Source organism: Shouchella sp. JSM 1781072 (assembly GCF_041949915.1).
Classification (GTDB): domain Bacteria; phylum Bacillota; class Bacilli; order Bacillales; family Bacillaceae_D; genus Shouchella.
The window spans coordinates 291,518-305,043 of sequence record NZ_JBHFQE010000001.1; the positions used below are offsets into that span (position 1 = coordinate 291,518).

Sequence of the window (13,526 nt, forward strand, 5' to 3'; positions counted from 1 at the left end):
GGGCTTTTTGTGTTTTATCGGATTGGAAAAAGGAGGAAGATCAATGTCATTTTCACATCAACAAATTGAAAAGAAATGGCGAACGTTTTGGCAAGACAATAAAACGTTCAAAACAACAGAAGATCAGAATAAACCAAACTTCTATGCGCTTGACATGTTTCCATACCCATCAGGATCTGGCTTGCATGTAGGGCATCCAGAAGGCTATACCGCAACGGATATTCTTGCTCGTATGAAGCGAATGCAAGGGTACAATGTGTTACACCCAATGGGCTGGGATGCGTTTGGCTTACCAGCAGAGCAATACGCGCTCGATACAGGAAATCATCCTGCGATTTTTACAAAGGAAAACATTGAAACCTTTAAGCGTCAAATCAAAGAACTAGGATTCTCTTATGATTGGGATCGTGAAATTAGTACAACAGATCCAGACTACTATAAGTGGACCCAGTGGATTTTCATAAAACTATATGAAAAAGGCCTTGCTTATGTGGACGAAGTCGCTGTGAACTGGTGTCCAGCACTTGGGACTGTGCTTGCAAATGAAGAGATTGTTGATGGGGTGTCAGAACGTGGAGGTCACCCAGTCGAGCGTCGTCCGATGAAGCAGTGGGTCCTACGGATCACGGAATATGCAGATCGTTTGCTTGATGATTTAGAAGAACTTGACTGGCCTGAAAGTTTGAAAGACATGCAGCGCAACTGGATTGGCAAATCGGAAGGTGCAGAAGTAACGTTCGACATTAACGGTGAAGAGGTACGGGTGTTTACGACTCGCCCTGACACATTGTTTGGCGCAACGTACATGGTTCTTGCTCCTGAGCATAAACTTGTGGATCAAATCACAACAAGCGAGCAGAAAGAAACGGTTGAAACATATAAGAAACAAGTCTCGTTAAAAAGTGACCTAGAACGTACGGACCTTGCGAAAGAAAAGACTGGCGCTTTTACAGGTGCCTATGCAATTAATCCAGTTAATGGGGAAAAAATTCCGGTCTGGGTGGCAGATTATGTGTTGATCAGCTATGGTACTGGCGCGGTAATGGCGGTTCCTGGTCATGATGAGCGTGACTATGAATTTGCACAAACGTTTGAACTTCCGATTAAAGAAGTGGTTGCTGGTGGAGACTTGTCTCAAGAAGCCTACACTGGGGATGGCGAACATGTACATTCTGATTTCTTAAACGGGCTTCATAAAGAAGAGGCAATCACAAAAATGATAGCGTGGCTTGAAGAGAATGGCTCTGGATCGAAAAAAATTACGTATCGCCTGCGCGACTGGTTATTTAGCAGACAGCGTTATTGGGGCGAACCGATTCCAGTGATTCATTGGGAAGATGGATCGATGTCGACAGTGGCTGAAAGTGAGCTACCGCTCATGTTGCCAGAACTTGATGAGATCAAACCTTCTGGTACAGGGGAATCACCGCTTGCTAACGCAACAGAGTGGCTTGAAGTAACAGATCCTAAAACAGGTATGAAAGGCCGTCGTGAGACAAACACGATGCCGCAGTGGGCAGGTAGCTGTTGGTACTACTTGCGCTACATCGATCCAACCAATGAAGACGTGCTTGTGGATCCAGAAAAAGCGAAGGCATGGTTGCCAGTTGATATTTATATCGGTGGCGTTGAACATGCGGTTCTCCATCTTCTTTATGCACGATTCTGGCACAAGTTCTTATACGATATTGGCGTTGTCCCAACAAAAGAGCCGTTCCAAAAATTGTTTAACCAAGGGATGATTCTTGGAGACAACAATGAGAAGATGAGTAAGTCAAAAGGAAATGTAGTCAATCCAGACGATATCCTTGCGACTCACGGTGCTGATACACTTCGCCTCTATGAAATGTTTATGGGGCCACTTGATGCATCGATTGCTTGGTCGACGAATGGACTTGATGGTTCAAGACGTTTCCTAGAGCGTGTATGGCGACTCATTGTAAACGAAGAAACGGGGCAATTAAACGATAAAGTGCAAGATGCAGAGGCAACAGATGTGCTGACACGTACGTATCATCAAACGGTGAAAAAGGTAACAGAAGACTTTACTGAAATTCGCTTCAATACCGGTATTTCACAGCTAATGGTATTCGTTAACGAAGCAAATAAACAAGATATTTTGCCTAAAAAATTGGCAGAAGGCTTCGTGAAGTTGCTTTCTCCGATTGCGCCACATATTGCTGAAGAAATTTGGCAAAAGCTTGGTCATAGTGAATCGATTGCTTATGCGGAGTGGCCGATGTACGATGAGTCCCTATTAGTTGAAAATGAAATCGAAGTCGTTGTTCAAATTAACGGCAAAGTAAAAGCCAAATTGGTTGTAGCAAAAACCGCTTCGAAAGACGAACTCGAAGCAGCTGCCAAAGCAGATGCAAAAGTTCAAGAAGCCATTGGCGACAAAGCGATCCGTAAGATTATCGCTGTTCCTGGAAAACTTGTGAACATCGTTGTTGGATAACGAAAAAGCAGGGTGCTCATGGCACTCTGCTTTTTATTTGCTATTCAATGCCGCTCCAGAACCAGCTGTATAGCCAGTAGAAAAGGCACATGTAATGTTATATCCACCAGTATAGCCATGGATATCAAGTACTTCCCCACAGAAATAAAGCCCTTTTGTTTTCCGAGACTGCATCGTTTTTGGCTCAATTTCTTTCACGCTTACGCCGCCACCTGTAACAAATGCTTTTTCAATTGATAGAGTTCCGTTTGCTTTTAAAGGAAAAGCGGTTAAGGTTTGTGCAAGTTTTCGTAGTGCTTCGTGAGGCGTATTGGCACATACTTCTTGCTCGTTAATGTCTAGATCCTTATAAAGAAACGTGAGCAAGCGTTCAGGAGCAAAACCCTTTAAGACCGTTTTTAATGCTTTTTTTGGCTCAGCTTTTATTAGTGCGACGAGTTGTTGAAACAGGTCTTCATGGGAAGAGCCAGGAAAAAGCTGAATGCTCATCGGTATCCACTGCGCGTTGTATTTCTTTAATGCTTTGACGACATATTGGCTACAACGAAGGGCTGCGGGGCCTGAGATGCCAAAATGTGTGAAAATCATATCGCCTTCATGGGTTTTGATTTTTTTGCCGTTTGGCGCTGTAACCGTTAGTTCAATTTCCCGTAGTGATAGTCCTTGTAGGTCTTTGTTTGCGATAAATGGTTGATCGATTGTGATTGGAACTTCGGTTGGATAAAGCTCTGTAATCGTGTGACCTGCTTTTTCTGCCCACGGATACCCACTTCCATTACTTCCTGTGTGAGGGACAGATTTTCCACCAGTCGCAATAATAATCGCTTTAGTGGCAATCGTTGTTCCATCTTTCAACAAAACAGAATGTGGACCTTCTTCCGAAAAATGCATATCGCTTACTTCGGTGTTCGTACGAATATCTACGTTTAAGGCACGAATGCGATTGAGCAGTGTATCGACAACCGTTTGAGCTTTATCGCTAACAGGGAACATGCGTCCTCGATCTTCTTCCTTTAATTGAATCCCTAAGTTTTCAAAGAAAGTAATAATGTTTTCATTATCAAAAACCGAAAAAGGACTATGCATGAAGCGTCCGTTTCCCGGGATGTGCTCAATTAATTGTTTCCGTTCCATTCGGTTGGTGACGTTGCAGCGTCCTCCACCAGAAATGGCTAGTTTTCGACCTAATTTATTCCCTTTATCGAGTAAAAGGACTTTTGCTCCGTTTTCAGCAGCCGCAACAGCTGCCATTAAACCGGAGGGACCTCCACCAATAATGATGACATCGTACATCTTTTTTCCACCTATCGTTTAAACAGTATCTTTCTATTGTACACATTCTGACGAAAAACAAAAGCATGAAAACATTGCAGGAAATCGTTGAAAAAGAGCGAAAGTGAAAGAAGAAGAGAGAAAGGGTGATGGATATGTTGTTGGAGGCGAAAGAAAAAGTTACGCACGTATTTGAACAAATGGTTATGTGGCGAAGACATTTACACGAACATCCAGAATTATCGTTTGAAGAAGTAGAAACGCCACTTTATATCGAAAAACAGTTAAGAAAATTAGGCATTTCAGATATCACGACTGGTGTAGGCGGCCGTGGTATTGTAGCAAGAATAAAAGGGGCGAAGCCAGGAAAGACGATTGCCTTCCGCGCTGATTTTGACGCCTTACCGATTGAAGAAGAAAATGAAGTGGCTTATGCCTCTAAAGTACCTGGAAAAATGCACGCATGTGGCCACGATGGACATACCGCCGCGTTACTCGGTTTCGCTGCGATTATGAAAGAGCAGGTTGATCAACTAGCCGGGACGATTGTGCTCATTTTTCAACATGCAGAAGAGTTGCCTCCTGGTGGCGCAAGAGAAATGGTAGCGGATGGTTGCTTGGACGGGGTCGATGCGATTTTTGGTGCCCATGTTTCAAGCCATCTTCCTTTAGGCAACATGAGCTGTACGCCTGGTGCAGTTATGGCTGCCGTCGATAAATTTAAAATCCATATCCAAGGAAAAGGGGGACACGGTGCGCAGCCACATACAACCCTTGATTCCATTGTGGTCGGAAGTCAGCTTGTAAATGAACTGCAAACGATTGTAAGTCGGAGAATTGATCCAATGGCACCAGCAGTTGTGACGGTTGGCGTGTTTCAAGCAGGCACCGCTTTTAACGTGATAGCGGATACGGCAACGATTGAAGGTACTGTTCGTACATTTGATTCTGATGCTCGACAAAAAGTGGAAAAGGAAATGCGATCGATTGTGAGTGGAAAAGAGCAAAGCGCTCATGTCTCCACTGAAATCGATTATTTGAACGGCTATCCAACCCTTGTAAATAGTGAAGAAGAAAGCAAGATTGTCCGTCAATTAGCTACTGAAACATTAGGTGAAACTAGTGTAATTATGGCTCCTCCTATTTTAGGTGGAGAAGATTTTGCCTATTATTTAACAGAAAAACCAGGCGCCTTTTTCCATGTAGGCGGGCGAACGGAGGATGAATATACCCAATTCCCTCATCACCATCCTCGATTTGATTTTGATGAGCGAGCGCTTAGAAACATTACGTCATTGTTTCTTGCACTAGCAAATCATTATCTCGTGAAACGTTAAATCCAGCCTTTAGTCATTGCGAGATGCACAGCTTCCATTCGGTTCTTACAATCAATTTTCGTCATTACGTGCGAAAGTTGATTGCGACTCGTTCCTGGAGAGAGGTGCATCTCTTTTGCAATTTCTTTCATTGTTGCGACGAGCTTGTGTTAACAGCTTAAGCGAATTTTTGTCATTGATTGCGCCGAATACTAAGGACGGTGAGGCGTATCATTTCCAATGACAAATGTCACGAAGAAAGGTTAGTTTCAGTTTGTACACGGGTATGGCAGAGAGAAAGGGGCGATAAAAAGATGAAAACGTACATGATCAATACAAATGCGCACAGTGCAATGATTGATATTACCGAAAAGGTGAGATCCGAAATAAAAGATCAGGGAATTCAGAATGGATTTGTCATCGTCCAATCCCTCCATACGACGGCGGGTATTACAGTGAACGAAAATGCAGATCCTGATGTGGTAACAGATTTTTTAAGACGATTAGATGAAGTGTATCCGTGGCATCAAGAGAGCGATTTACATATGGAAGGGAATACAGCCGCTCATTTAAAAACGTCCACTGTAGGTCCATCTCAAACCATTTTAATAAATGAGGGTGACCTTGTGTTAGGAACATGGCAAGGGATTTATTTTTGTGAATTTGATGGACCGCGTCGCAATCGTTCATTTGCGGTAAAAGGAGTCGAAGGATGAAAACGATTGAAGCGAAAAAAGTTTGGGACGGTAGAGCCTTGTTAGGAGAAGGTCCTTTTTGGGATGAGCACGAGCAACGTTTGCTCTGGGTGGACATTGATGGTTACAAGCTACACAGTTATGACCCAGTCCGCGAAAATTTGGACACGTTACCTTTTGCGCAGCATGTAACAGCAGTTGTGAAAACGGACCATGGTGGTTTTGTGCTCGCTATGCGGGATGGACTATATCGGTACGTTGGAGATCGTTTAACGCCTCTTTTTCTCTTGCCTGATGGAGGGGAAGCGGTTCGTTTCAATGATGCCAAATGTGACCCGCAAGGTCGCTTATGGGCAGGGACGATGGCGTTTAATGGCAAAGATAACATCGGCATGTTATATCTACTTGATGAGGACGGAACCATCCATGAGGAAGTAAAAGACTTAACGATCTCAAATGGCATGGCTTGGGATGAGTCGAAGCATCTGTTTTACCATAATGAAACAACCTCAAGCACAACCACCATTTATCGGTATGAAGCTGGGGATACGAGAAATATAACGGCAGTTGGAGCGGTTCCCATCACTTATAGCGATTATGGAGGAAGCCCAGATGGCATGACAATTGATAAAGAAGGGATGCTTTGGGTTGCTTTATGGGGAGCAGGAGCTGTTATTAGAGTTAAGCCGACAACCGGTGAAGTGATCGAAACCGTTACAGTACCGGCTTCTCATACAACATCGTGCACGTTTGGTGGCGAAGATTATCAGACCTTATTTATTACAACAGCAGCGAAAGAAAATGAAGCAGACAGCGGTGGATTGTTTACCGCTAAAGTAAATGTTAAAGGTGTGCGTTCCCACTCATACAAAAGCTATGACTAAATACGGACAGGCTAGTTTATCGACAATTAAATATGTCGTTAAACTAGCTTTTTTTTGTGGAGAATTATTGAATACTTTTTGTCGGCTTGGATAGTTAAGGCAATGGATGTCAAACTATGCTAAAATGCGAAAGAAGTCTTTTTTTGGTTGAACGGGGGAAGTCATGGCTGGTTCAAAATTAATGCAAGGAACAAAAGTGTTAACCCTTGCAACGCTTATATCTAAAATGATTGGATTTCTTTATATTATACCTTTTGCTCCACTGGTAGGTGAACAAGGACTTGGACTCTATACACTTGGCTATCAGCCATACAGTATTATGATTGCGGTCGCTACAATGGGCGTACCAGTCGCTTTATCAAAATATGTTTCAAAATATCATGCGTTAGGCGATTATGATACGGCTCATCGCTTATTTAAATCAGGTATTCCGCTTATGTTAGGAACCGGCTTGGTTGCGTTTTTGATCTTATTTTTAAGCGCACCATTGCTTGCCAATATCGGATATACACCGAGTGAAAACGATCAATACCACTTTGATGATGTTGTATTTGTCATTCGACTTGTAAGCTTTGCGCTACTTATTATTCCAGTGATGTCGTTAATGAGAGGGTATATGCAGGGGTTTCAGCAAATGGTTCCGACTTCTGTTTCGCAAGTGCTGGAACAGATTGTTCGTATTGCCTTTATCTTAATAGCCGCTTTTCTTATTATGAATTTTGGTAGTGGCAATATGCCGCTAGCAGTTGGCTTTGCAACATTTGCTGCATTTTTAGGAGCACTTGGTGGACTAGCAGTTTTGATTTATTACTATCGAAGTCAACGAACGTACATCTTAAAGAAAGTGGAAGAGACGAAACAATCTGTTGAAGGTCGTCAACGGTTGCCTAAAATGTATAAAGAGCTCATTTCATATGCGCTTCCATTATCTTTTGTCGGTTTATCAATACCGCTTTTTCAAATGATTGATGCCTATACAATTGAGCGTGCGATGAACGCAGCAGGTCTTAGTCAAGGAAAGGAATTTATAGGTGTCCTAACAAACATGGCACATAAGATTGTGTTAATTCCGATGGCGCTTGCGACAGCTTTATCAATAACGCTCGTGCCAACGATTACAAGAGCGTATGTTTCTGGTGATCAAACAGTCTTACAAACGTATATAACCCAAACGTATCAAGTGATTTTATTTATTACGATTCCAGCATCATTTGGCATGTTTGTGCTAGCAGAGCCGATTTATTACTTCTTATTTGGTGCGAACGAAAGCTTTGTTCTCGGTGTGGAAACATTACGATACTATGCACCTGTTACGATTCTTTTTGCGGTTTATGCAGTAACTGGATCCATTTTACAAGGGATGAATCGTCAAAAAAATGCTGTGTTAAGCCTTATTATTGGTTTAGTATTAAAACTAAGTTTAACTTATTTATTTATTGTTTGGTTTGGTCCGTATGGTGCGATATGGACAACGTATATCGGATTTGGTGTCGCGCTTGCGTTAAACATTTATGCAATTGGTCGTCATGCCGGGTTTGATTACACGATTATCTTTAGAAGAACGATCCTCATTGCGGTATTTACAACAGCTATGATGATCGCTGTAGGGCTCATTTGGGGAGGCATGCGCGTCTGGTTAGGTGACGATGTAAGTCGAATTGGCGTAGCGGTTCCGCTCTTTATAAGTGTAGGTGCTGGTGTCATTGTCTACTTTTATTTAGGGGTTCGCTCCCATTTAGCAGGAAAAGTATTAGGGGATAAATTTAAGCTTAGATAGAGACGCTATGAACGTGTCTCTTTTTTTCCCACAGCTTTCCCATAATGTAGATGATTTTCGACATTTGTTTCACCGAAAAGCCTCTTTTTCCTGCGGACAAGCTTTGGTATAATGAAGCCAGTTTTATGAGAGTAAGAGACTTGAACATTTTAAACAAGTCAATTAGGAGGACGAATGAATTATTCCTTTCGTAAAGATAATGATTGGCTTTTAATTGGTGCAACCGTAGTGTTGGCATTGTTTGGTTTATTAATGGTCTATAGCGCTAGTTATGTAGAAGGCTATATTCGTGAGAATCCATACCATTATGTAACGAGGCAAGGAATGTGGCTAGGTTTATCAACTGTAGCGTTTATTATTTTAATGCATTTTCAATACAGACATTTTCAGAAAATCACACCACTTATCATTCTCGCTTCTTTTATTTTATTAGTCTTAGTGCTTGTCATTGGAATGGGTGAAGAAGTTGGTTCAAGTCGGTGGATTCGTTTTGGCCCAATTGGATTACAGCCATCTGAATTTGTTAAATTAGGGTTAATTATATATTTAGCACATGTGTATTCTCGAAAACAAGCGTATATCGATGATTTTGTAAATGGTGTCATGCCGCCGTTAATTGTAGTCGGTGTCATGTTTGGCCTCGTCATGCTACAGCCGGATTTAGGGACAGCAACTTCCATTATGTTAACAGCCATTCTACTTGTAATTATTTCTGGTGCAAGATGGCGGCATTTAATTGGTTTAGTCATTGTTGGCGGAGTTGTCTTTTCGGCGTTGGCTTTGCTTGAACCATACCGATTACAGCGATTAGTGTCGTTTATGAATCCGTTTGAAGATTTATCTGGAAGTGGGTATCAGTTGATTCACGGGTATTTAGCGATTTCAAACGGCGGATTCACTGGATTAGGTTTAGGTGAGAGCATGCAGAAGTTGCGAAATTTACCTGAAGGGCATACCGATTTTATTTTAACCATCATCTCAGAAGAGTTGGGCTTTTTAGGTATAGCCCTTGTGTTCATTTGCTATGGCATTATTCTCTTCCGCGGGGTTTCGATCGGGACAAAATGTAAAAGTCCGTTTGGGAGTTTACTTGCGTTTGGGATTGTCTTTTCAATTGCGATTCAAATTATTTTTAACGTAGGTGCCATTTCGGGTATGTTGCCGATAACCGGTGTCACGTTACCGCTTGTATCGTACGGTGGTACGTCTTTACTCGTTACATTGTTAAGTATTGCGATTTTAGCAAATATCCATCAAAACAATGAGCGACAAAAGCGTAAACAAGAGAATGATGAATCACTTAGTGCTTAATTGGAGTTTGGGGGCTTAAGATGGAACGAAAACAACATGGTCTTGATTACACACTTTTGTTCCTCGTATTTTTATTAATGTGTATTAGCTTACTCGCTATATATAGTGGGGCTGGACAATACTTTAATGAAGATCCGACATACTTTGTTGTGAGACAGGTCATTTGGTACGGGATTGGCGCCTTAATTATTGCGGGGGTTATGCTCGTTGATTTTGATCACTTTAAATTTTTAACGATCCCGTTATACGGTATCGGCATGATCCTGTTATTAGCAGTTGAATTTTTTGGGACGGAAAGAAATGGGGCGCAGCGGTGGATTTTTGGCATTCAGCCGTCTGAATTCATGAAGATTTTCCTCATTTTGGCGTTAGCCCATTTGCTTTATCGTTTAACGAGCGAGCGAAGTGATTTTACTGTAAAAGCAGATTTTATTTTGTTGGCTAAAGTGCTTGCTGTGAGTGTTCCACCGTTTTTCCTTATTTTAAAACAACCAGATTTAGGAACAGCGTTAGTGGTAGCGGCGGTTATTGCAACGATGGTCTTAATGTCAGGGATTCGCTGGAAAATTTTGTTCTCCTTAGTGGGGATCGTGGTCGCCTTCTTGGCATTCATGGTGTATATGCATCAAGCTCACTTTGAGTTTTTTAGCGAATACTTAATTGAACCTCACCAACTATCAAGAATTTATGGCTGGCTAACGCCGGATGAGGATACAAGTGGGATTGGTTATCAATTAAACCAAGCCATCCTTGGCATCGGTTCTGGACAGTTGTTTGGTAGTGGGTTTATGGAAGGCTTACAAACACAAGGTGATGCGATTCCTGAAATACACACAGACTTTATTTTCACTGTTATTGGGGAAGAGTTTGGCTTTCTCGGAGCGATGGTGTTGCTCGTTGTTTATTTCTTATTGTTTTATCGCATGATTATGATTGCTTTAACATGCAATAACTTATTTGGCACGTACCTTGTATCAGGCGTTATTGGTCTGCTTGTGTTTCAAGTGTTTCAAAATATCGCCATGACCATTGGCTTAATGCCGATTACAGGTCTTGCGCTTCCGTTTATAAGCTATGGAGGTAGTGCCTTATTAACAAATATGCTAGCGGTAGGGATCGTACTAAACGTCCACTACAGAACGAGAGAATATATGTTTAAAAGCAAAGAAGCGTATAGCTGAAGATAGGGGAACCTCCTTCAGCTATTTCTTTTGAGAAAGAAAGGGTTGTGAACATGAGATTGGATAAACTCCTCGCGAATGCAGGTTATGGATCACGTGCAGAGGTGAAAAAAATACTTAAACACGGCGCTGTTCATGTTAATGGAACACAGGTGAAAGATCCAAAAACTCAGGTCGATCCAGATCAGGACTCAATTCAAGTAAGTGGGGATGAGGTTGAGTACAAAGAATACGTCTACATCATGTTGAATAAGCCAAAAAATGTTCTTTCCGCAACAGAGGACCGTGTGCATAAAACCGTGATTGATTTAGTGTCAGCAGAGTATGGACATTACCCGCTTTTCCCTATAGGACGCTTGGATCTGGATACAGAGGGACTCATCCTATTAACAAATGATGGGCAATATTCCCATGAATTGATGTCACCAAAAAAACATGTAGGGAAACTGTATCGTGCTGAAATTAGAGGAAGCGTTACGGAAGAAGATGTTCGAGCGTTTGAACAAGGCGTAACGTTAAAGGATGGCTACACGACTAAGCCTGCACAATTAGAAATAAAACAAGCGGATGAATGGTCGATCGTACATGTAGAAGTTTCGGAAGGGAAATATCACCAAGTAAAGCGTATGTTTGAAGCGGTAGGGAAACAAGTAATTGAGCTTGAGAGATTAAGAATTGGCTCATTGTGGATGGATGAAAAATTGCCCCGCGGCCATTTTCGTGAATTAACGTCTGAAGAACGTCTCATGGCCAAAACAAACCAAAAAAAAGACCTATAAGGGTCTTTTCTTTTTTATGATACTTTTGTTTTTTTACTTGTTGCTTTCCATTTGCCTCGTGCTGAGCTAACGACCAAATTGTTATATTCAAGTACATTTAAGTCTCGCTGCACGGTTCGTTGAGTGATGCCGAACTCTTCAACTAATTCATTCGTCGTGACAGTTCCCTTCTGTTTGATGTACAAGTAGATGGACTTAATTCGAGTCAGCATACGATCAGTTGAAGTTTGCAAAAAACCACTCCTTCTTTAAATATGAATTCAAATCCCTATACCCAATCCTATGCAAATTGAAAACCATTTAATCCAATGTTGCTAAGTTAGGTGAGGTGATGGTCTTGATTGTCGTGCATCTAATCTAAAAAAGATCGCTCTCTAATTAGACACTTATAGTTTACACCAAAATAAGAAAAAGCGCAAAGAAGAAATCATGTAAATTGTTGGTTAAAATGGAACACCTGCAAGTAAACATCGTTAAAAAGCCGAACGTTTATGAATGTATCGAAGAAATTGTACAGAAAATAAACGGTGATTGCTTTAGCGATGGGATGCTTTACTAACGATTATATAAGAAAATCTTCGTAAATGAGGGTGACTCATTACGAAGATTATTTGAGTGATTGTTAGTCTTCAAACTGAAATAAATCTGTTGATAAATAACGTTCGCCTGTATCGCACGCAATCGCAACGACATGGTCATCAGGAGACATTGTTTTTGCTAGTTCTAGCGCAGCAAAGCAGGCAGCCCCTGATGAAGGACCAACTAGAATGCCTTCTAATCGAGCTAAATCACGTGTCGTCTTGTATGCATTTTCATCATCGATGCGTCTAATTTCATCATAAACGGTTTGATTTAAGATTGATGGAATAAAGCCAGGGCTTGTTCCCACAAGCTTGTGAGGACCAGGTTTGCCACCGGATAATACAGGAGAACCTGCAGGCTCAACAACATGAATAATTGCATCTGGGTAGAATTCCTTTAATGTCTCGCCAGTTCCGGTGATGGTTCCACCAGTTCCTGAAGCAGCGACAAAACCGGATAGGCTAACACCGATTGAATCAAGGCTATGTTTTATTTCATAAGCGGTAGTTTTTCGATGCGCATCCGGGTTTGCTTCGTTTTCAAACTGCATTGGCATGTATGCACCAGGAATTTCTTCAACTAGTTGTTTTGCTTTATCAATGGCACCTGGCATTTTTTTATCGCCTTCGGTTAAAACGACTTCAGCTCCATAAGCCTTAAGCAAGTTTATACGTTCTTGACTCATTGTGTCTGGCATCACTAAAATGGCGCGATATCCTCTGGCGGCTGCATTCATCGCCAGACCAATACCAGTATTTCCTGAAGTTGGTTCAATAATTGTTGAACCTTCTTTTAATAAGCCATCTTTTTCTGCTTGTACAATCATCGAATAAGCTGCACGGTCTTTCACGCTGCCGCTCGGGTTAAACATTTCTAGTTTTAAGTAGACGGCTGCTCCCTTTGAATCGCCTAATTTGTTTAAACGAATTAGCGGCGTTTCTCCAATTAATTCAGCAACATTATTTACGACTTTCATTTTTTCACCTCATTAAATGTCTTCCTCTACGTTACACATTATAAAGGCAATACAGAAGACATGCGAATATTTTTGCTTAATACATACGAAATGACGACTAGTATGAAACGATGTGTATGTATAGATTGACCAATAAATGATCAATTATTTTAACACAATCAATGCGATCTTTACAGATTCTTTAAAATTAATTAGGAAGGGCATTGAAACGTAAAGTCGTAAAGGCTATAATAAAAAGGTCGTGTTATTTTAATGTACGTTATTAATTAACAAAATTTACTAATATAAAACTAAT

Annotated in this window: 12 protein-coding genes; 8 read left to right on the top strand and 4 right to left on the bottom strand. The window is 41.3% G+C overall.

Going from position 1 to position 13,526, the window contains the following annotated elements:
- The first annotated feature begins 43 nt into the window (after positions 1 to 43).
- Entirely contained in the window at positions 44 to 2,458 is a 2,415-nt protein-coding gene (gene leuS, locus ACE1TH_RS01560) for a leucine--tRNA ligase (protein WP_255223651.1), read from the top strand.
- Positions 2,459 to 2,491: 33 nt separating this feature from the next.
- On the opposite strand, the gene ACE1TH_RS01565 is transcribed toward leuS, so the two are convergent.
- Positions 2,492 to 3,751 carry a BaiN/RdsA family NAD(P)/FAD-dependent oxidoreductase gene (locus tag ACE1TH_RS01565; RefSeq protein ID WP_375078266.1) on the bottom strand — a complete coding sequence of 420 codons (1,260 nt, stop codon included), beginning with the start codon at positions 3,749 to 3,751 and terminating at the stop codon, positions 2,492 to 2,494.
- Between the two features lie 134 nt (positions 3,752 to 3,885).
- On the opposite strand from ACE1TH_RS01565, the gene ACE1TH_RS01570 reads away from it, so the two are divergent.
- Positions 3,886 to 5,067 carry a M20 metallopeptidase family protein gene (locus ACE1TH_RS01570; RefSeq protein WP_375078785.1) on the top strand — a complete coding sequence of 394 codons (1,182 nt, stop codon included), beginning with the start codon at positions 3,886 to 3,888 and terminating at the stop codon, positions 5,065 to 5,067.
- Here ACE1TH_RS01570 and ACE1TH_RS01575 read toward each other — a convergent pair.
- Positions 5,064 to 5,198, bottom strand: coding sequence for a response regulator transcription factor (locus ACE1TH_RS01575; protein ID WP_099301562.1), 135 nt, complete (start codon positions 5,196 to 5,198; stop codon positions 5,064 to 5,066). The two genes, ACE1TH_RS01570 and ACE1TH_RS01575, sit on opposite strands and share 4 nt — an antisense overlap.
- A gap of 162 nt (positions 5,199 to 5,360) precedes the next feature.
- Here ACE1TH_RS01575 and ACE1TH_RS01580 point away from each other — a divergent pair, with 162 nt between their 5' ends.
- The 6 genes from ACE1TH_RS01580 (at position 5,361) to ACE1TH_RS01605 (ending at position 11,673) form a co-directional block, all read left to right on the top strand.
- The gene (locus tag ACE1TH_RS01580; protein ID WP_255223649.1) at positions 5,361 to 5,762 is read left to right on the top strand and encodes a secondary thiamine-phosphate synthase enzyme YjbQ; all 402 of its coding nucleotides are present in this window, start codon (positions 5,361 to 5,363) and stop codon (positions 5,760 to 5,762) included.
- Complete coding sequence (locus ACE1TH_RS01585) at positions 5,759 to 6,625, top strand: SMP-30/gluconolactonase/LRE family protein (protein ID WP_375078267.1); 867 nt, start codon at positions 5,759 to 5,761, stop codon at positions 6,623 to 6,625. The genes ACE1TH_RS01580 and ACE1TH_RS01585 overlap by 4 nt, the downstream gene beginning before the upstream one ends.
- 163 nt (positions 6,626 to 6,788) lie before the next feature.
- Positions 6,789 to 8,402, top strand: coding sequence for a putative polysaccharide biosynthesis protein (locus ACE1TH_RS01590; protein WP_375078268.1), 1,614 nt, complete (start codon positions 6,789 to 6,791; stop codon positions 8,400 to 8,402).
- A 174-nt stretch (positions 8,403 to 8,576) separates the two neighbouring features.
- Positions 8,577 to 9,713 carry a putative lipid II flippase FtsW gene (gene ftsW, locus ACE1TH_RS01595; RefSeq protein WP_099301558.1) on the top strand — a complete coding sequence of 379 codons (1,137 nt, stop codon included), beginning with the start codon at positions 8,577 to 8,579 and terminating at the stop codon, positions 9,711 to 9,713.
- 20 nt (positions 9,714 to 9,733) lie between these two features.
- A complete protein-coding gene (gene rodA, locus ACE1TH_RS01600; protein ID WP_099301557.1) occupies positions 9,734 to 10,894 on the top strand; it encodes a rod shape-determining protein RodA in 1,161 nt (386 codons plus the stop codon).
- Between the two features lie 53 nt (positions 10,895 to 10,947).
- Positions 10,948 to 11,673 carry a pseudouridine synthase gene (locus ACE1TH_RS01605; RefSeq protein WP_099301556.1) on the top strand — a complete coding sequence of 242 codons (726 nt, stop codon included), beginning with the start codon at positions 10,948 to 10,950 and terminating at the stop codon, positions 11,671 to 11,673.
- A gap of 14 nt (positions 11,674 to 11,687) precedes the next feature.
- Here the strand turns inward: ACE1TH_RS01605 and ACE1TH_RS01610 are convergent, their stop codons facing one another.
- Both ACE1TH_RS01610 and cysK read right to left on the bottom strand, forming a co-directional pair.
- Positions 11,688 to 11,906, bottom strand: coding sequence for a DeoR family transcriptional regulator (locus tag ACE1TH_RS01610; protein ID WP_038482055.1), 219 nt, complete (start codon positions 11,904 to 11,906; stop codon positions 11,688 to 11,690).
- 389 nt (positions 11,907 to 12,295) lie between these two features.
- Positions 12,296 to 13,231: a cysteine synthase A gene (gene cysK / locus ACE1TH_RS01615; RefSeq protein WP_099301555.1), complete on the bottom strand. Its 936-nt coding sequence runs from the start codon at positions 13,229 to 13,231 to the stop codon at positions 12,296 to 12,298.
- Between the last annotated feature and the right edge of the window lie 295 nt (positions 13,232 to 13,526).